General features: G+C 58.5%; 19 protein-coding genes. All 19 read right to left on the reverse strand.

Features of this window, described 5'->3' with window-relative positions; all coding sequences use genetic code 11:
- Positions 1 to 206: 206 nt before the first annotated feature.
- Positions 207 to 1,619 (reverse strand): flagellar hook-length control protein FliK, encoded by a 1,413-nt coding sequence (locus DW49_RS0118400; protein ID WP_005616843.1) that lies wholly within the window; start codon positions 1,617 to 1,619, stop codon positions 207 to 209.
- A 98-nt stretch (positions 1,620 to 1,717) separates the two neighbouring features.
- A complete protein-coding gene (locus DW49_RS0118405) occupies positions 1,718 to 2,074 on the reverse strand; it encodes an Hpt domain-containing protein (protein WP_005616840.1) in 357 nt (118 codons plus the stop codon).
- Between the two features lie 33 nt (positions 2,075 to 2,107).
- Entirely contained in the window at positions 2,108 to 3,814 is a 1,707-nt protein-coding gene (locus DW49_RS0118410) for a fused response regulator/phosphatase (protein ID WP_005616837.1), read from the reverse strand.
- A 4-nt stretch (positions 3,815 to 3,818) separates the two neighbouring features.
- Positions 3,819 to 4,121 (reverse strand): STAS domain-containing protein, encoded by a 303-nt coding sequence (locus DW49_RS0118415; protein WP_005616835.1) that lies wholly within the window; start codon positions 4,119 to 4,121, stop codon positions 3,819 to 3,821.
- An 82-nt stretch (positions 4,122 to 4,203) separates the two neighbouring features.
- Positions 4,204 to 4,653, reverse strand: a complete 450-nt coding sequence (gene fliJ, locus DW49_RS0118420; RefSeq protein ID WP_002554288.1) for a flagellar export protein FliJ — start codon at positions 4,651 to 4,653, stop codon at positions 4,204 to 4,206.
- Between the two features lie 6 nt (positions 4,654 to 4,659).
- Positions 4,660 to 6,018: a flagellar protein export ATPase FliI gene (gene fliI / locus DW49_RS0118425; protein ID WP_003382149.1), complete on the reverse strand. Its 1,359-nt coding sequence runs from the start codon at positions 6,016 to 6,018 to the stop codon at positions 4,660 to 4,662.
- A complete protein-coding gene (gene fliH, locus DW49_RS0118430; protein ID WP_005616826.1) occupies positions 6,008 to 6,826 on the reverse strand; it encodes a flagellar assembly protein FliH in 819 nt (272 codons plus the stop codon). The genes fliI and fliH overlap by 11 nt, the downstream gene beginning before the upstream one ends.
- Before the next feature lie 15 nt (positions 6,827 to 6,841).
- Positions 6,842 to 7,858 (reverse strand): flagellar motor switch protein FliG, encoded by a 1,017-nt coding sequence (gene fliG / locus DW49_RS0118435; RefSeq protein WP_002554291.1) that lies wholly within the window; start codon positions 7,856 to 7,858, stop codon positions 6,842 to 6,844.
- Positions 7,851 to 9,635 (reverse strand): flagellar basal-body MS-ring/collar protein FliF, encoded by a 1,785-nt coding sequence (fliF, locus tag DW49_RS0118440; RefSeq protein WP_005616819.1) that lies wholly within the window; start codon positions 9,633 to 9,635, stop codon positions 7,851 to 7,853. The genes fliG and fliF overlap by 8 nt, the downstream gene beginning before the upstream one ends.
- Before the next feature lie 15 nt (positions 9,636 to 9,650).
- Complete coding sequence (gene fliE / locus DW49_RS0118445) at positions 9,651 to 9,980, reverse strand: flagellar hook-basal body complex protein FliE (RefSeq protein WP_003382144.1); 330 nt, start codon at positions 9,978 to 9,980, stop codon at positions 9,651 to 9,653.
- Positions 9,981 to 10,221: 241 nt separating this feature from the next.
- Positions 10,222 to 11,637 (reverse strand): sigma-54-dependent transcriptional regulator, encoded by a 1,416-nt coding sequence (locus tag DW49_RS0118450; RefSeq protein ID WP_005616813.1) that lies wholly within the window; start codon positions 11,635 to 11,637, stop codon positions 10,222 to 10,224.
- Positions 11,637 to 12,851, reverse strand: coding sequence for a sensor histidine kinase (locus DW49_RS0118455; protein ID WP_005616811.1), 1,215 nt, complete (start codon positions 12,849 to 12,851; stop codon positions 11,637 to 11,639). The genes DW49_RS0118450 and DW49_RS0118455 overlap by 1 nt, the downstream gene beginning before the upstream one ends.
- A gap of 122 nt (positions 12,852 to 12,973) precedes the next feature.
- A complete protein-coding gene (fleQ, locus tag DW49_RS0118460; protein WP_005616809.1) occupies positions 12,974 to 14,449 on the reverse strand; it encodes a transcriptional regulator FleQ in 1,476 nt (491 codons plus the stop codon).
- A gap of 177 nt (positions 14,450 to 14,626) precedes the next feature.
- Entirely contained in the window at positions 14,627 to 14,923 is a 297-nt protein-coding gene (gene fliT, locus DW49_RS0118465; RefSeq protein ID WP_002554297.1) for a flagellar protein FliT, read from the reverse strand.
- Between the two features lie 25 nt (positions 14,924 to 14,948).
- Positions 14,949 to 15,338: a flagellar export chaperone FliS gene (gene fliS / locus DW49_RS0118470; protein ID WP_003382140.1), complete on the reverse strand. Its 390-nt coding sequence runs from the start codon at positions 15,336 to 15,338 to the stop codon at positions 14,949 to 14,951.
- Positions 15,339 to 15,463: 125 nt separating this feature from the next.
- Complete coding sequence (gene fliD / locus DW49_RS0118475) at positions 15,464 to 16,942, reverse strand: flagellar filament capping protein FliD (RefSeq protein ID WP_005616803.1); 1,479 nt, start codon at positions 16,940 to 16,942, stop codon at positions 15,464 to 15,466.
- Positions 16,943 to 17,025: 83 nt separating this feature from the next.
- Positions 17,026 to 17,418, reverse strand: coding sequence for a flagellar protein FlaG (locus tag DW49_RS0118480; RefSeq protein ID WP_024419978.1), 393 nt, complete (start codon positions 17,416 to 17,418; stop codon positions 17,026 to 17,028).
- Between the two features lie 72 nt (positions 17,419 to 17,490).
- Positions 17,491 to 18,339 carry a flagellin domain-containing protein gene (locus tag DW49_RS0118485; protein WP_005616799.1) on the reverse strand — a complete coding sequence of 283 codons (849 nt, stop codon included), beginning with the start codon at positions 18,337 to 18,339 and terminating at the stop codon, positions 17,491 to 17,493.
- Between the two features lie 329 nt (positions 18,340 to 18,668).
- A complete protein-coding gene (locus tag DW49_RS0118490; RefSeq protein WP_005616798.1) occupies positions 18,669 to 19,595 on the reverse strand; it encodes a ketoacyl-ACP synthase III in 927 nt (308 codons plus the stop codon).
- Positions 19,596 to 19,848 lie beyond the last annotated feature (253 nt).

Here is a 19,848-nt window from a genome sequence, read left to right on the forward strand (position 1 = left end):
TACTTTGATGGGGCCAAAGTGAGCAAAACCCTTGGCTCCGTTTCCGTCACTTACGTCGCACTCTGCGTCGTCAGTGATATCGCGTTAAAAAGCGCTTTCGTTTATGTGCAGTAAACATGCGCATGGAATGGCGTTGTGTTGCAGCACAGATGTGACCCCATCTGGGCAAGAGCCCGTTTTCCGGGCTCATCGGGGCTTGCTGAACATCACGCGTAGTAATCGATCTCGCTGGTGCCGATCACGCGCGCAGCCGGCTGACTCACGGGAATGGCGGCGTCGACGCCGGCAATATCCTCAGAGGTATCGCCCGACCCCACACCGCTGCCGCGACCACCGCGCTGGGCGCGACTGGCTTGTTCCTGGGCCTGTTGCTGGGCTTGCTGTTGCGACTGGTCGGACACGTTGACGTCAACATTGCCAAGGCCCTGCTGAACGAACGACTCACGCAACTTTGACATCTGGCTTTCCAGTGCGTCGCGCACGCCCATGTGGGCGCTCATGAAGGTCACTTGGGTCTGCTGCTCTGGCGCCATGTTGATGCGGATGTCCAGACGCCCAAGCTCGGCGGGTTCCAGCTTGATATCGGCGGTCTTGAGGTTCTGGCTGGACAAATACATGACGCGGTCGACGATGCCTTCGGTCCAGCCGCTCTGGTGCATGGCCAACGGCTGATTCATCAAGGGCGCGGATGCCGGTGCGGCGGCTGCGCGGGCAGGTTGCGCCGCCTGGCTCAACGCAGCCAGACGATCAGCAAAGTTGTCTACGCGTGTATCACCCGCAGCGCTTTTGACGTCCTTGAGCCCCTCGCCGATAAGCCCGCTGAACGATTTGTCACTGCTTTCTGTGCTGCTGTCATCCGCAGCAAGCTGCTCGGTCAGAGCCGACAGGTTATTGACTAAATTCTGGTTTGGATCAGCTTCTGCGTTTGACGGCGTCGCCTTGTTGGCGGCGTGAGCGTTCTGTGCAGCCAGCTGCGTTCTGGCGCTGGCATTTTCGAGCGCCAACTGCACCGCTTCCAGCCCGTCCAGAGGATCTGCGTCCGGATTGAAGGCTTCTTCAGCGACGACCGGCGTTGCAGGCGCAGCCTGAGTTGTAGCGAGGGTCGCAATAACAGGTGCAGTCGTGACTTCCGGCGCCTGTACTCTGGCTGCCGGCAAGGCAGGCGTTTGTGCCGCCAGCGCTTGCAATGCGGGATCAAGCGCAGGGTCCAGAGCTGGATCGGTAACGGCCTGCCCGTCCGCCAATGCAGCGGCAGCTGCCTGTGCGTCGTCAGGTGTCGAGTCAGCGCTGGCAGTGTCAGGGTCATTGCCGGCGACAGATGACGCTGCAGGCAAATCGTTGCCGCTATCGGCAACGGTGGACTTGTCAGCGGCATTGGCCTGATCGTTCTTGCCTGCGGCGACCTTGTCCTTGTCAAGCGCAGCCTTGTCCCGGCTCGGCTTGACCGGCACGTCATCGCGCGGCGCAACCGTGTCTTTGGCCTGTTTGGCGTAGACGTTGGAAAAGCTGGAAGCCCCGTCCTTGCTGCTGTCAGCAGACTTGACGGCATTGGTGGCCGCACTGGACCTGGAAGTCGCAGCGGTGCTGGTCTGAAGAAGCGCATTGGTCGCAAGGGGCATTTCGGTCTCCGCATAAGCTGCTGGTTGTTGCCATACAACAAGACACAGCAATATGTGGGCCAACTTTAAAATGCAGCCCTTCGACAGGGCATTATCGATCAACTGATGAAGAGCTGGCGCTCAGCATTGAACAAACCACGGACGGTCAGGTATTCGCTGCCGATCCTGCCGATCAGGTCTGGCAGATCCGAGGAATCGTTCTGACGAGCACGCTCCTCAAGCTGGTGACACAATTGCGAAAGCTGCAGGGCACCCATGTTGCTGCTACTGCCCTTGAAGCTGTGCGCCGTGAGGCTCAGTTCCTGAAGATCGAGATTGCCGGTTTCAACCGCAAGGCGCAGTTGGGCGAGACGCTGCTCGGAATCCTTGAGGAACACATCCAGCAACGTCGGATATTCGTCCTCCATGACTTCCTGCAAGGCACTCAGTACGCTGTAATCCAGATGAATCGACACTTGTTCACTCCTTGATCAAGAACCCGGAACGGATTATGCCACTCCCTCCCAGGAAAATTCCACGTAGGCGGTCCTGCCATCAGTGGACCAACGGGCCTCGTGACTGAGTTCGCACACCAGCCGAAGTCCGCGACCATACAGCTCATCGCTGTCAGGTATCAACATTTGCGCCTTGTTTACATCAAATCCGTCGCCGCTGTCTTCGACACGGAGGGTCAGTCGCCCGCCTTCTCCGACCGGCTCGACCTGCACAGTCACGCGAATGAATCCCGACTCAAGTGCGCCCAGACGCTCCGCCCGCTGCTGGTAATACAGCGCGAAACCTGCGGCATCATGCTTGAGCGCCGAGTCCAACCCTAGCACACCGTGCTCCAGCGCATTGCTGTACAGCTCACCGAGCACCATGTGCAACGCCGCGCCCTGATTGCGCAACCCATGAACTTCCAGAAGCAATTGCAGCACATAAGGCAGCGGATTGAAGCGTTTGAGGGTCGAAGCCCGAAACTCGAAGCTGACCGACCAGTCCAGCGGGCTCGACGCGCCGCTGTCCGAATAAGTGGGGGCCGGCCGATGGGTGAGCGGCTCATCGACCGCGCTGATTTCCAGCAGGCTGACATCGTCACGCGCCTTGCCGCCGAAATCGTTGAGCGCCTGGAGGATTTCCTGAATCAATAATTGCGGCTCGCGATTGGCAGACAGAACCTCCCGCAGCCGCTGCACGCCGAACAACTGGTCGTTGCTGTCGCTGGTGTCGAGCACGCCATCGGATAACAGAAATATCCGGTCACCCGGTGCCAGCGGATAAACCTCGGTGCGCGCATCAAAAGCGTCGACACTCAGCACGCCCAGAGGCAGATGACTGGATGCCAGCGGTACATGCTCGCCGTCCGTACCGCGCAACAGATAGCCATCCGGCAAGCCGCCGTTCCACACCTCGACCTGTCGTTGCGGGAGATTGATGCACAGCAGCGTCGCGCAGCAGAACATGTCGACCGGCAGAATGCGCTTGAGCTTGGCATTCATTTCACGAAGGATCTCGATCAGACCATAGCCCTTGGCGGTCATGCCGTAGAACACATCGGCAAGCGGCATGGCACCCACGGCCGCCGGCAAACCATGGCCGGTGAAATCCCCGAGCAGCACCTGCATGTGCCCGGCCGGGGTGTAGGCAGCCAGCATCAGATCGCCGTTGAACAGCGCATAAGGCGATTGCAGATAACGAATATTGCCCGCCCCCAGACATCCGGCGTGCGCCACCTGATCGAAAACGGCCTTGGCAACCCGCTGCTCATTGAGCAGGTATTCGTGGTGTTTACTGATCTGGTCGCGCTGCAGACGAACGGTTTCGTGCAATACCCGCAAGCGGTTCATGGCATTGATCTTGGCAGCCAGTACCAGCGGGTTGTAAGGCTTGGACATGAAATCATCGCCGCCGGCGTCCAGACAGCGCGCCAGCGCTTCACCTTCGGTCAGTGAGGTGAGAAAGATGATCGGCACCAGCGATTCGCCCGTCAGCGCCTTGATCCGTCGCGCCGCTTCAAAGCCATCCATGACCGGCATCATCGCGTCCATCAGAATCAACTGCGGGCTTTCGGCCATGAAGATCGCCACCGCCTCGACACCATTGGCCGCACACAGCACTCTGTGGCCCTGACGCGCAACAATGGTCGAAAGCAGCAATCGGTCACTGGCGCTGTCGTCGGCAATCAGAATGCACAGTTTCTTCAGAGGCGACTGCAAAGGATCAGCTCAGCTGGAACAGCTTCGAGAAATTGGAGATGGCGAGAATCTTGTGAACATCAGGCGTGCAGTTGATCAGGCGCACTGTCGCCTTGTCGCCGCCGGCATGGTCGCGCAACAGCAACAGCATGCCCAGCGCGGAGCTGTCCAGATAATGCGTGCCGCGCAGGTCGACGACGTAGTCGAGATCATGCGGACACTCCTCATAGGCCGCACGAAAATCCTGATGGGACGAAAAGTCAAAGCGGCCCTCGATAAAAAGGGTCAATTGTCGACCCTCTTCGGAGCGTACGGAAGTCACTGTCATGGGAACCTCGAGGTGTTTCATCACCGAGACATTAATAGCGTAGACCAGACCAGAGGATCTCCGGGACTGATTAAATGAAACGTCAGAATTGTTCGTGACGTGGCAAACGTTGCGACAACTCGTCGAGCAACTTCTGCTCGCGCTTGTCTTCAAGCCTGCGCGCTTCATCCATGTAGCGCTGGACCAGCTTGCGCAAGCCCTCGACCCGCGCATAGCAATCCTGCCAGGCACTGCGCGCTCTATCGAGGTTGGCCTTGTGCCATTCGAGACTTTTGTATTGCTGGGCAACCGCGACATCAAGCTGGCTGAGGAAGCGCTGGTAGCCCAGTAACCACTGTCCGGACACCCCGGCACTGCCGCGCTGCAGCCATTGCTGCTGGTAATCCTGACGAAACTGGTCCAGCTCCTGCAGCTTGTTGTTGGCCAGATTGACCTGCCCCTGAAAATGCCCGAGCCGCTGAGCCGCCGTACGCTCGGCCGCTTCGGCCATCTCGACCACAGGCGCCAGACGCGCCGCTCGACTCTGGGCCATAGGCTATCAGCCGCCAGGGGCCGGAGCGAATATCGACGCCAGCGCGTCGCCGCTGCCCTGCATGCTTTCGTTCTCGCGCAACGCCTGACGCTGGTAGCGCACCAGCACCGGGTGCAAGGCAATCGCCATGTCGGTTTCGCGATCACCGCCGGCCACATAGGCGCCGACGCTGATCAGGTCGCGAGTCTGCTGGTAACGCGACCACAGCTGTTTGAAGTGTTGTGCCCGAGCCATGTGTTCGGGGCTGACCACGGCGGGCATGACCCGGCTGATCGACGCTTCGATGTCGATGGCCGGGTAATGCCCCTCTTCAGCGAGGCGCCGCGACAGCACGATGTGGCCGTCGAGCACGCCCCGCGCCGAGTCGGCAATCGGGTCCTGCTGGTCATCGCCTTCGGAGAGCACGGTGTAAAACGCAGTGATCGAACCACCGCCCTTTTCAGCGTTACCGGCGCGCTCGACCAGTTTGGGCAAGCGGGCAAACACTGATGGCGGATAGCCTTTAGTGGCTGGCGGCTCGCCGATGGCCAGGGCGATTTCCCGCTGGGCCTGAGCGAAACGGGTCAGGGAATCCATCAGCAGCAGAACATTCTTGCCCTTGTCACGAAAGTATTCGGCGATTCGCGTGCAGTACATGGCTGCGCGCAGGCGCATCAGCGGCGCGTCATCGGCTGGCGAAGCAACCACCACCGAGCGCTTGAGGCCTTCTTCGCCGAGGATGTGCTCAATGAATTCCTTGACCTCACGGCCCCGCTCACCGATCAGGCCGACCACGATGATGTCCGCCTCGGTGAAGCGCGTCATCATGCCCAGCAGCACACTCTTGCCTACGCCCGTACCGGCAAACAGCCCGAGACGCTGGCCACGCCCGACCGTCAATAAACCGTTGATGCAGCGAATGCCGACATCCAGTGGCTGGCTGATCGGGTCGCGCTTGAGCGGGTTGATGGTCGGGCCATCCATCGGCACCCAGTCTTCGGCCTTGATCGGTGAACGCCCATCCAGCGGGCGACCGGCACCGTCCAGCACCCGACCGAGCATGCTCATGCCCATCGGCAGGCGACCGGTATCGGCCAACGGCACGACCCGCGCACCCGGCGCGATGCCGGCAACGCTGCCCACCGGCATCAGAAACACCTTGCCGCCGGAAAAACCCATGACTTCGGCTTCGACTTCCACCGGGTGATGGCTGTCGTCATTGATGACCATGCAGCGACTGCCCATTGCCGCACGCATGCCTTCTGCTTCAAGCGTCAGGCCGACCATGCGCAGCAGGCGGCCTTCCACCACCGGCTGGGCAGGCAGGCTGATCGACTCGGCGTAGCCACCGAGGCGCTTGCCGAAGCTCACGCGATCAAGGCGCATCGAGAGCGTCCACGTCAGAATCGTCAGCCTTCGCCGTGCTGACGGGTGAGGCATCAAGATCGACGCTCAGGTCAGCGGCGGCAGGATGAGTCGCCTGTTCATGCAACTGATCGTGCATTTTCGAGATCGCCAGGGCGATGCGTGTTTCGACGCTGGCGTCGATACGGCTGTGTTCGGTTTCGATTCGGCAACCACCCGGCAGCAGATCTTCGTCCTCGACGATTTTCCACGCCTCCTCATGACGCTCGCGCATGGCCTTGACCAGCAGGAAGTCCTGGGGGTTGATGAAGATTCGCAGGTTCTGCGCGCCCATCGGCAATAGCTTGAGCGCATCGCGCAACACGCTGGCGATCTGCCCGGAATCAGTGACCAGTTCGCGCTGAATAACCTGCCGTGCGATGTGCTCGACCAGATGAATGACGGCCTTTTCGATCTGCGTGTCCTGCTCGGCGATAGGTGCCAACAGGTGGCCCATCAGCTGTTCAAGGCTGGCAACCTTGGCCGCAAGAACGACTTCCGCCTCCTGGCGCACTTTTAGCTGAGTACTGTGAAAGCCCTCTTTTTCACCCGTGGCAAAGCCTTCGTTCCAGGCTTCCTGGCGGATGCTTTCCAGCTCTTCCAGGGTCAGCGGCTGAACCTCGTCAAGCGGCACCTCTTCCATTTCGGCCGGCTCGTCGACCGGTTCCGGCTCGGGTTCAGGCTCGGGTTCCACGTGCGGATCGAAACTGGGCAATGCCCAGATGTCGAGTAACCCGGCATCCTTGGCGCGAATGAGGTCGCTGGCCGATTCTTTATTGGAACTGGACATGAGTCGGCTGAATCCTTAGATCATTTCCTCGCCACCCTTGCCACCGAGTACGATCTCGCCGGCCTCGGCCATACGACGCGCAATGGTGAGGATTTCTTTCTGGGCGGTTTCCACATCGCTGACACGCACCGGACCTTTTGCTTCCAGGTCGTCGCGCAACAGTTCGGCGGCACGCTTGGACATGTTCTTGAAGATTTTTTCCTTGATCGCCTCGTCCGAGCCTTTGAGCGCCAGTACCAGCACGTCCGAAGACACTTCGCGCAACAGCGCCTGTATACCGCGGTCGTCCACGTCGGAGAGGTTGTTGAAGACGAACATGAGGTCTTCGATCTGCACCGAAAGGTCTTCGTCGACCTCGCGAATCGAATCCATGAGCGCGCCTTCGATGGAGCTGTCGAGGAAGTTCATGATGTCGGCCGCACGCTTGATACCACCCAGGGTAGTACGCGACGTGTTGGCGTTGCCGGAGAACTGCTTCTCGAGAATCTGGTTCAGCTCTTTGAGCGCGGCTGGCTGTACGGTGTTGAGCGATGACACACGCAGGATGATATCCAGTCGCACTTTATGGTCGAAATGGCCGAGCACTTCACCGGCCTGGTCAGCGTCAAGATAGGCCACCACGATGGCTTGAATCTGTGGGTGCTCGAAACGGATCACGTCGGCGACAGCGCGTGGCTCCATCCATTTGAGGCTGTCCAGACCGCTGGTGTTGCCGCCCAGCAGGATGCGGTCGATCAGGCCGTTGGCCTTATCTTCGCCGAGTGCCTGGGTGAGCATTTTACGGATGTAGCCGTCCGAACCGACCCCAAGGCTGGTCTGATCGCCGACGATGTCGACGAATTCGCTCATCACCTCTTCGACCTGCTCGCGATGTACGTTGCGCATCTGAGCCATCGCGACGCCCACTTTCTGGACTTCCTTGGGGCCCATGTGCCGAAGCACCTGAGCCGCGTCGGTTTCGCCCAGAGAAAGCAGCAATACCGCAGCTTTCTCGACTTTGGAGAGTTTGGCTACCATGGCTCGATCATTCATCAGTGTTAATCCACTCTTTCACGACCTGGGCCACACGACCCGGGTCTTCAGCCACCAAGCTCTTGATTGCGTTCAGCTGTGCGTCATAACCCTCGGTAGGGCTAGGCAGCAGGATGCTTTGCGGACCACCCAGGCTGACACGGTCATTGGACAACTCGCCATCCAGACCGCCCATGCCACCCAGTTCGGCGTCGCCACCGAAACCGGCCAGTTCCTTGCTCTTGCCGCTGGTGATGTTGTTCAACACCGGACGCAGCACACCAAACACCAGGATCAGGATGAAGATCACCCCCACCGCCTGCTTGACGATGTCCCAGAACCACGGTTGCGTATAGAACGACGCTTCAGGCAGTACTTCGGCGCGCTCACTGGAGAACGGCACGTTGATTACGCTGACACTGTCACCACGGCTGGCGTCGAAACCGACGGCATCCTGTACCAGACGCGTGAAACGCGCCAGGTCCCCAGCGCTCCACGGCGCACGGGAAACCTCGCCGTTGGCCGCGTTGGTCTTGACCATGTCATCGACCACTACCGCGACCGACAGACGAGTCAGACGACCCTGCTGTTGCTTGGTGTGGCTGATAGAGCGGTCCAGCTCGAAATTCTTGGTCGATTGCACGCGCTTGTCGGCCGGGTATGGCGCCAACGCTGGCTGACCGGTTGCCGGGTCCATGATCTGCTGACCGTTGGCATCCAGCAGCGGCTGGCCTGGGGCGATAGGGCCTGCCGCACCGGCAGCACCCGCCGCCGCATTTTGCGGTGCGGTGGCAGGGCCCGGCGGCTGATTGCTCAATGCACCCGGAACACCGCCTGTGCTTGAACTGCTGGAACGTTGTTCGTTGACCGATTGCTCGCTGCGCAAGGCAGGCTGGTCAGGGTTAAAGCTTTCTGCGGTCGATTCGACGGCGCTGAAATCGACCACTGCCGAGACTTCCGCCTTATAGCGATCATTGCCCAGAATCGGCTGCAGGATGTTCTGCACGCGCTGGGTCAGCATGCCTTCCATACGACGGCTGTAATCGAATTGCTTGCCGGCCATGTTCAGTTCGGAGTTTTCCGCCTGATCGGACAGCAGCGTGCCCTTCTGGTCGACCACGGTAATCTGCGACTTGCTCAGCTCGGGGACACTGGTGGCCACCAGATTGATGATGGCCAGCACCTGGCTGGGTTCCAGCGAACGGCCGGCATACAGCTCGACCAATACCGAGGCGCTGGGCTTGCGGTCATCGCGGACAAATACCGAGCTTTTCGGAATGGCCAGGTGCACACGGGCACCCTTGACATTGTTCAGGGCGGAGATGGTACGAGCCAGTTCGCCTTCCAGACCACGGCGATAACGCGTGGCTTCCATGAACTGGCTGGTCCCCAGCCCCTGGTCCTTGTCGAGGATCTCAAAACCTATATTGGCGTCGTTCTGAACCACGCCCGCCTGCGCCAGCTGGATACGCGCACGCTGCACGTCATCGGACTTCACCAGCAGAGCACCGGAATTGGGTTCGACGGTGTAGTTGATGTTCGCCGCCGTCAGGGTGTCCATGATCTGCTTGCTGTCCATGCCCGCCAGGCTGCCATAAAGCGGACGGTAGTCAGGTTGCTGGGACCAGAGCACCACGGCAAAGCCGATGGCCACGCTCGCGGCAAGACCGACCATAAGGCCGATCTGACGCAGCATGGTCATTTCAGAGAGATTTTCCAGAAAAGACAAACCGAACAGCGGTTTCTTATCGGAAGCGCCCGCTCTTGCAGGAACGGTATCGGCAGTTGCTTCGGCCATGACTCAGTACGTCCCTTAAACCGGCATCTGCATGATGTCTTGGTAAGCTTGAACCAGCTTGTTACGCACCTGGGTCAACGCCTGAAAAGACACACTGGCTTTCTGCGACGAGATCATGACGTCGGTCAGATCAATGCCGCTCTTGCCCACTTCAAATGCATTGGCCAACTGGCTGGAAGCCTGCTGGGTCTGCGCAACTTTGTTGACGGCCTGGCCAAGCATGTCGGCGAAGCTGCTGGCTCCGGCTTCCTGCGCGCCGGACACGGGCTTGGGTGCAGACATCGCATCCATCTGCATGGCCCGCATATCCAACATCAAGCGATTAAATTCAACACCTTGGCTCATGGACGTTTTCTCTCGTAAGGCCCGCAAATTTTTGACACTGATTCAGCGGGTACAGAAGACATAGCAACAACGGTGCCAGCTGAATGATGGCAATTTGACACATCACAAGGGAATGCCATGTTACCCGACATAAAATCGCTCTGGACCGCTTGTATATCAAGGGGCGCGGGCGATTATGGCTTCCGTCGGTTATACAAAACCCACACGAAAATTGAACACACGCTCATCGCACGCCACCTGTTCAGGTGGCAAACAGATAACCCTCGACATCCATCCCGGCGTCGCGCATCTGCGCCAGCTTGTAACGCAACGTACGCGGACTGATACCCAACCGTTCGGCCGCCTCCTTGCGACGACCGCGCTCGGCGCGCAGCGTGTCGATGATCATTTGAAACTCACGACGCCTGAGGTCATCACCCAGCGCCCCGGCTGATTCAGCACCTACACAAACACCGGCATTCTCTGCCGAAGAGATGACAGGCTGAGGGGGCAAAGCCTCGCTCGGCACCGCGACAGGCAGGCTGGTGACCGGCCCGGCAAGACAGAAATCCTGCGCCTGTATCACCCCGCCCTGCTGCAGAATCAAAGCCCGCTGCACGGCGTTATCCAGTTCACGCACGTTGCCGGGCCACGGGTAGCTCACCAGACACTGCTGCGCCTCGGCAGAAAGACGAACCGGCGCATGTTTCATTTTATTGACGTGCTTGGCCAGTAGTCGCTCGGCCAACGGCAGAATATCGGCAGTCCTTTGACGCAATGCCTGCCACGCCAGCGGAAATACCGAAAGCCGGTAAAACAAATCCTCGCGAAAACGCCCCGCCGCCACTTCACCGGCCAGATCGCGGTTAGTGGTTGCCACTACGCGAATGTCCAGAGTGATCGGCTTGCGCGCACCAACGCGCTCGACCTCTCGTTCCTGCAATACACGCAGCAGCTTGGCTTGCAGCCCCATGGGCATTTCAGAAATCTCGTCGAGCAGGATTGTGCCGCCGTCTGCCTGCTCGAATTTGCCTGCCTGCGCCGCAATTGCGCCGGTGAACGAGCCCTTTTCATGACCGAACAGCGTTGCTTCCAGCATGTTGTCGGGGATGGCGGCGCAGTTGATCGCAATAAAAGGCTTATCGGCACGCGGCGAATTTTGATGAATGAAACGCGCCAGCACCTCTTTGCCTGTGCCGGACTCGCCGGAAATAAGCACGGTGGAGTCGCTTTTCGCCACGCGACTGGCCAGGTTCAGCAACTGGATGCTGGCGGGTTCGACCGCGATCGGCCCGTCACTCTCGGCAGGCCCCAAGCGCCCCAGTGCATGACGCGCAACCAGCGCGATCAGGGCCTTGGGCTCGAAAGGCTTGACCAGATAATCCGCCGCGCCCTGACGCATGGCATCGACCGCACGATCGACTGCGCCGTGGGCGGTCATCAGCAGTACCGGCAGTTGCGGATGCCGACTGCGCAACAGGCTCAATAATTGATGACCGTCCATGCCCGGCATATTGACGTCACTGATGACCAGACTGAACGGCTGCGCCTCGGCCGCGACCAGCGCCTCCTCCGCAGAGCCGACCGCCTGGTATCCATAACCGGCCAGCTCCAGGGTTTCCCCAAGCGCCTCGCGCAGAGAACGGTCGTCCTCGACCAACAGCACATTGATCGGCATCAGTTGTTACCCATCGGGCTGGAAGCCGGAATCAATGGCAGGCTGACGATTGCACAGGTGCCACGCCCGACCCGTGACAGATAATGCACACCGCCCTGATGCGCACGCGACACCGCCGTTACCACGGCCAGACCGAGCCCGGTGCCGGTGGTCTTGGTGGTGAAGAACGGCTCACCGATGCGCGCCAGTGCGGCCTTGTCCATGCCGCTGCCGTTATCGCTGAAGCACACGCGCAGCACGTTGCCGCGGCTGTAGGCATGCACTTTCAGCAATGACCGCCCGGCACTGGCCTGGGCGGCGTTTTCAATCAGGTTGAGCAACGCACCAACCAATGTGTCGCGATTGCACAGCAGCTCGCCATCGATGCTATCGCACTGCCAGCGCACCGATACGCCTTGCACATGGGTCACGGCAGCGTTTTGCAGCGCATGGAACAGCGCACCGGGCGTAAGACGATCCGTCAGCGGCAACTCGCCACGGGCGAACACCAGCATGTCGCGAACCTGGTGCTCAAGCTCGTGCAGGCGATCCTTGAGCCGCGCGGCGAAGCGTTGCTGGGTTTCCACCGGCAATTCCTGCTCGGTCAAATGGCTGGCGTAGATCATTGCCGCCGACAATGGCGTGCGAATCTGATGCGCCAGAGAAGCAACCATCCGGCCCAGCGACGACAAACGCTCGTGGCGAGCCAGCTGCTCCTGAAGGCGACGGGTTTCGGTCAGGTCGTTGAGCAACACCAGTTGCCCAGGCTCGGCGTCCAGCGAACGGGTGGCAATGGAAAGCCTGCGGCCATCCTTGAGGGAGACTTCGTGGCCATCGTCTTCACGCGGGGCAAAGCAGCGGCTGATGACGTGACGCCAGAGCATGCCCAGCAAGGGCTGGCCGAGCAGATCGATGGCCGCCGGGTTGGCCTCACGCACCACGCCCATGCCATCGATGACGATTACGCCACCGGGCAGCAGATCCAGCAGGTTCTGCAGGCGGTTGGCCAGGCGCTCTTTCTCTGCCAGTTCCTGCAGACGTTGAGCGCCGGCATCGGCCAGTTCACTCTTGAGTTCGGTGACACGCGCTTCCAGCAACCCGTAGGAATCGGTCAACTGTGCGGACATCTGATTGAACAGCGAGAACGCCTGCTCCAGCCCCTGACGACTTTCCAGCTCCGGGGAGTACTGGGCCTGAGCAGATTGGGCGGAAGTCAGTTGGGCGGCCTGGGACATAGTTCATCTCTCTCGTGGCGAACCGTCAGTAAACGGTGTGTTAAGAGAGACATAGCAATCCTCGTGCCGAAAAAAAACCCTTGAAAATTCAAGGGCTTGATTTTTAGCGTTTGAAACAGGCGTCAATCCTCCGCCTGTTCATCACCCTCGCGACGGCTCATACCGTACTTGCGCATCTTCTCGACCAGCGTGGTCCGGCGAATCCGCAAGCGCTCCGCTGCGCGAGCCACAATGCCGTTGGCATCGTCCAGCGCCTGCTGAATCAGACCTTGTTCCAGACCACCCAGGTAGTCTTTCAGGTCGAGCCCTTCAGGCGGCAGCATGGCACCGGACGCGAAGTTCGGCGTGTTGCTGTTGATGGCGACGCGCTCTTCGATATCGCTGCGCATACTGTCGACCATCTGCTCGTCTTCATCATCGACGTAGCGAAACTTCTTCGGCAGCTCGGCCACGCCGATCACACCGTACGGGTGCATGATCGCCATGCGCTCGACCAGGTTGGCCAGCTCGCGAACGTTGCCCGGCCAGGCGTGACGACACAGCGACATGATGGCGGCCGAGTTGAAACGAATTGAACCGCGCTTTTCGTGCTCCATGCGTGAGATCAATTCGTTCATCAGCAGCGGGATGTCTTCTACGCGCTCACGCAGCGGTGCCATCTCGATAGGGAACACATTGAGACGGTAATAAAGGTCTTCGCGAAAGCTGCCAAGCTCGATCATGTTTTCGAGGTTCTTGTGCGTCGCGGCAATGATGCGCACGTCGATGCTCTGCGTCTTGTTGCTGCCGACACGCTCGAAGGTCCGCTCCTGCAACACGCGCAGCAGCTTGACCTGCATCGGCAGTGGCATGTCGCCGATTTCATCGAGGAACAGCGTACCTCCGTTGGCCAGCTCGAAACGGCCGGCACGGCTGGTGATTGCCCCGGTAAACGCGCCCTTCTCGTGCCCGAACAACTCGCTTTCGAGCAGTTCGGCCGGAATGGCGCCGCAGTTGACCGGCACAAACGGCGCATCACGGCGCTTGGAATGGTAATGCAGGTTGCGGGCAACGACTTCCTTGCCGGTCCCGGACTCACCGAGAATCAGGACGCTGGCATCGGTGTCGGCGACTTGCTGCATCATCTGCCGTACGTGCTGGATCGCGCGGCTGGTGCCTACCAGGCTGCGGAACAGGTTCGGCTCGCGATGACGACCGCGCTCGCGGGCCTGATCGTACATTTCACGATAGACCTGGGCACGGTGCAGGGAGTCGAGCAGCTTGCTGTAGCTGGGGGGCATTTCGAGCGCGGAGAGCACGCGCCTGCGCAGATCCTCCGGCAGCTCGACGGAAGAGTTTTCGCTCAACAGCAGTACGGGAAGGAACTCATCCCATGCCGCGATGGTCTCAAGAAGCCCTTGCAGGCTGCCCGGGGCGCTGACGCTCCCGACCAGCACGCACAGAACCTCTCGCGTGGACGCCAAAGAGCCGACCACCTGCTGCCAGTCCTGGCTGGAACAGGAGAGATTTTCTTCGCCAAGAAAATTCAGGATAACCGCCAGGTCCCGGCGGCGCTGGCTATCGTCATCGATTAGCAGAATCTTGATTTCACGCCACATGCAATAGCAACTTCCCTAGTCAACTCAATGCCCATGATTGGGGGGCAGCTTGGCATCTCAGCCGGTATAAACCTTGAGACGCCAGAAAATAGTAAACATCACTAGTTAAGTCAAAAAAACGAACACAGTCAAATTTATGGCGAAACTCTTGTCGACGGATTAAATGACAATTATCAGTCAACCGAACAGATGGTATACCTTCGTCGCATTTTTGGCATTCTGGATTTGCGTCATTTCATCGACGACGGCTTGACGCTCGCCGGTTGCAACATCAATCAGTTGCCGATAGACCCCCAGCAGCTCTTCAAGGTTGCTACGCAGCGCAGGTTCGTCGGCAGGCGCTTCGCTGACCACCGCATCCACACACTCGCGACACGCCAGGTCAAGCTTGACGATAGCCTCCCAGTCGCGCTCGGCCAACGCCCCGACCAAGGCTTCCCGGGTTTCTTCGATACGCTTGAGCGCAGCACTCATTTTATTGTTCTCCTAGAGCAGCAGGTTATTGCACGGTGGCAATCGCGTCCCAGCCTTCCTTGACGGTGATCAGCAGACCGGCGACTTCGTCGAGCATCTTCTGATCGTTGCGGGCATTGGCTTCGGCCAGACGCGTCATCATGTAGTGATAAAGGCTGTCCTGCCTGACCAGCGCTTCGCTGGGGGCGTTGTCCAGGTCCAGGCCTTCACGCAGGCCGCCGACAATACCGATCGCCTTGCTGATGAACACGCCTTTGCTGGCGACGTCACGGCGCGCCATGGCACCCTTGGCTTGAGCGATACGGTCCAGGCCACCCTCCATCAACATCTGAACCAGACGATGAGGACTGGCTTCGGAGGTCTGAGCCTGGGAGCCAATCTTCTGATACTGACGCAACGCTAACATCGGATTCATATGGGGGGCCTCGTCACAAATCCAGAATACTGATATTCAAGCTATCGACGCATCGCGCAGAAACTTTAGCCCAAAAGCAAGAACCCGACACGAAGTCGGGTTCTTGATACTGCTGTAAATTGAATTTACGAAGCGCTTTTCTGCGCGTTCATCGCTTCGAATATCGAAGTGATACTGGTAGAGGTCGCCTTAAGCTGCCCTACAACCAGGTCCATCGCGTTGTACTTCTTGGTCAGGCTGTCCGTCAAGCTTGTAATACGACGGTCAAGTGCGTCCTGATCGCTGGCAATTCGGGTCTGAATTTTGGTCAGGCTGGACGTCTTGCTGGCCAGAACGCCGTCAGACTTCGTATAGGGCAGAAGCGCTTTACTCATCCGCGCAACCAGGCCGCCATCCACCGTACCGTCGGCGTTGGTTGCACCTGTGCCGGTGAACATGGTCTGGATCTGGCTGCCCAGCTTCTTGTCATTCAGCGCTGCAGTGAATGTAACGGTGTCAAGCGACAGCGTGCCGTTGGACTGCTCGGTCTTGATACCCAACTGCGACAGCGCACTGAGGCCGGCACTTGAAGAGGCACCCGCCAACTGATCACGGATAGTTGCCAACAGCGCACGCGGCGTGGCGTCGCCGGTAAGGGCGGCCGCCGTGAAAACGCCCTTGTCGCTGATCGAACCCTTGGTCAGGGAAGTCACCAGGGTGGCCAGCGTGTTGTAGGAGTCCACGAAGGACTGCAGCGACGCCTTAAGCCCATCGGTGTTGGTAGCCACTGTGACGGTGGTCGTTGCTCCAGTAGCACTTGGCGCGACCAGATCAAAGGTCAGACCGGAAATCGCTGTGCTGATCGTGTTCGTCTTGCTGGTCAGACTCAGACCATCAACCGTGAAGGCAGCATCCTTGGCAGTCGCAGTGATCGCTCCTGCACCGGGAATCGCTTTGCCGCTGGCATCGGTACCCGTGCTGGTGTCGCTCATCAGCTTGGTACCATCGATATTCAGCGCTTCCTGACCGGAAGCACCCACTACCGAGATGTCAGAGCCCTTGCCGGTGGTTGTAGAGCTGAAAACCAGCCTGGCACCGTTGTCGTCGTTGATGATGTTGGCGGTAATGCCTTTGCCCTGCAGCGACGAGTTGATCTTGTCGCGCACTTCCTGCAACGTCGATGCCTTGTCGATATTGACATCGTATTCAGTGCCATTCTGAGTGATTTTCAGGGTACCACTCGGAATAGCACTCGCCTGCGTCGAGCTTAGTGCGGCCGTAGCCACCTTCGAAGGCGTTGCCAACTGGCTGACACTGATAGCGTAAGTACCGTTAACAGCCGTGTTGCCGGCAGTTGCCTTGACCACTGCTTCATTGGCAGATGTCGCAGCAAAGCCCTGAAAAGCAGGCGTGGTGGAGCTGCCCAGGGTATCCAGGGTTTTCTGGAACGCAGCCAACGCCGACGTCAGCTGACTGACACCCGACAGCGATGCAGTTGTAGCGGCGGTCTGTTTGTCGATCTGGTTCTGCTTGGGCGCTTTCTCGGCTCCCACAAGACCTTCAACGATGGAGGTAATTGCCAGACCCGAACCCAGGCCCGTTGTCGATGTAATTGGACTTGCCATTTTGCTTCTCCCTTCAAGAATGTCGCCGGTTTTTCTGTCGCGTCAACGCATCAGGCAACCTGCAACAAATACCGTACCGGCGATCACGCCCTGGCGCGGAACAACAAGCTGTTCGCATCACTCAGGCTATCGGCCAGTTTCAGGATTTCTGCATTGGGAATTTGTCTTACCACTTCACCCGAGTCACTGGCAATGACCTTGACGATCACTTTGCCAGAAGCTTCATCAATCGAAAACTCGAGATTGCGCTTCACCGAGTGAAAAAATTTCTGGATGTCTTCTGCAGCGGCTTTGACTTTCGCCTCGTCGTGAGAGTCATCCTTGTGCAAATCCGAGCCTTTACTTTCTTCAGGAGCAGCGACACGCTCCACCGATTTGACGTCGGCTGGCTTGTCAACAGACTTGTCCGACACGGGGGCCTGACTTGCCGGTTGAACGGCCGGATAAGACACGTTCAGCTTTACACTTATATCCATGACCATCACCTCCGAAAGTAAAAAAGCGAGAGAGCGCTATTACGCACTCCCCCGCTAAAACTCATGCCGATATTACTGAAGCAGTTTCAGTACAGCGGATGGCAGCTGGTTAGCCTGAGCCAGAACAGAGGTGGAAGCCTGTTGCAGAGTCTGTTGCTTGGTCAGCTGTGCAGTTTCAGCAGCGAAGTCGGTATCTTGTACGCGACCCAGTGCAGCACTGGCGTTTTCGTTGATGTTCTGCAGGTTGGAGATGGTGCTGGTCAGACGGTTTTGTGCAGCACCGAGGTCAGCACGGGTGGAGTTGATGGTCTGCAGAGCCGAGTCGATGGCGGCGATAGCGGCGGAGAAGTTAGTCTCCGAGGTGGTGCTATCGGAACCAGCGATGGTGACTGCCGAACCGACACCCAGGGTGTTTGCGTCGAAGCTTGCGCTCAGAGTCAAAGTGATCTGGTTCGAAGAACCCGAGTTGGAACCGACCTGGAAAGTCATGGTTCTGGCGGAACCGTCAAGCAGGTTCTTGCCGTTCAGGTTGGTACTTTGAGCGATACGGGTCAGCTCGGAACTCATCGCGGTGAATTCTTTGTTCAGCGCGTCACGGTCGGTGGAGCTGTTGCTATCGTTACGGGACTGAACAGCCAGTTCACGCATACGTTGCAGAATGTTGGTCGACTCTTGCAGTGCGCCTTCAGCGGTTTGCGCCAGGGACATACCGTCGTTGGCGTTTTTGATCGCCATTGTCTGACCACGGATCTGCGAAGTGATCTTGGTAGCGATTTGCATGCCGGCAGCGTCGTCTCTAGAGCCGTTGATTTTCATGCCGGAAGACAGACGAGTCATAGAGATCGAAAGAGCGTCGGAGGCGCGACCCAGGTTCTTCTGGACGTTCAACGATGCTACGTTGGTGTTTACTGTTAAAGCCATGATGAATTCCTCGTTGGTTTGGTACTACGTGGCTTCCGGCCCCTGCAAGCGCCGGGTGTGCCTAGAGAACCTTCGTAATAGTTATCGTCGCGATGGCAGGTTGCTTGAGCGTTTTTTTTGAATATTTTGCCATCATTCCTATACCCCTTATAAAACAAGGGCTTGAGGCGAAACCGAACCCACGTGACACGAGAAAAACTGCAGCCTGGACTTCATTTGCCATGCACAGATGACACCTGTACAAGTTCAAAAATGTGCAATGAATCGATTAGTCAAAAAAAAGCGCCCGATGAACTAGCCACGGGCGCTCTTTTTTTGCCTGCGGTGATTCAGGCTTTATAGATAATTGCAGAACCCCAGGAAAGGCCTACACCAAAACCGCTTAGAGCGACCCGATTCCAGTCAGAGTTAAGCACATGCTTTTCAATCAGCAATGGAATACTGGAAGACACCGTGTTACCCGTTTCGACCATGTCCTTGAGAAACTTCTCGGGCTTGTCTTCAAAGCGACGCGCAACGGCGTCGACAATCGCAGCACTGCCCTGATGGATGCAGAACGCATCGATATCGTCCGGCGTCAGCTCCGACTCGCTCAGCAGTTCATGCAGATGCGCGGGAACCTTGAGCAAGGCAAAGTTGAACACCTGACGGCCATTCATGAAAAACACGCCATTGCTCACCTTCAGGTGCGGCGCACCGGAACCGTCGGTACCGAATTTGGCCTTGCCCAACTGCCAGGCAGCGCCCTCGCCCATCCACGTTGCCGTGGCTGCATCGCCAAACAACATGGTGGTGTTGCGATCCTGCGGATCGACGATTTTCGAATACGGGTCAGCGGTGATCAGCAGGCCGTTTTTCAGCCCTGCGGCTTCCATGAAGCCCTTGATCGCATAAATGCCATAGACATACCCGGAACAGCCCAGCGAAATGTCGAACGCGGCAACGTTGGTCGACAGCCCCAGTTTGTCCTGAACGATGGCAGCGGTATGTGGCAGCCCTTCTTCGTCGCCGTTCTGGGTGACGACAATCAGTACGTCGATGCTTTCGCGCTTGAGCTGCGGGTTGTTGGCAAACAGCGTGTTGGCCGCTTCAACGCACAAATCCGAGGTTTCCTGGCCAGCGTCTTTGCGCGGCAGGAACGTGGAACCGATCTTCCCGAGGATGAAATCTTCATCCTTGCCGAAACTGGCACCTTGAGCGTAGTTATCAACGCCAGCAGTGGGCACGTAACTCGCTATGCTTTTAATGCCAATCATCATGGCTTCCCGATGAGTAAACAGGTCATTTTTCGTCCCGATAAAATCAGGCCGCTACAGAATAGAGGTGATTTACCGACATTTTCAGGGCGCGGGGCACGTTAAAGCAAGCCAGGCGTGTGTCGTTCCCTGTAACACAATACAGTGAAGATGCACGTTATGACCCGCAGGTCACGCCGGTGTGCACGCTTTACGATTATTGGCAGGAGGGAAAAAGGTGTGAGGTGGCAGCGTGAGGGAGACGATCCGGCCG

Source organism: Pseudomonas avellanae BPIC 631, assembly GCF_000444135.1.
In the GTDB taxonomy this organism is placed as follows: Bacteria; Pseudomonadota; Gammaproteobacteria; order Pseudomonadales; family Pseudomonadaceae; genus Aquipseudomonas; species Aquipseudomonas avellanae.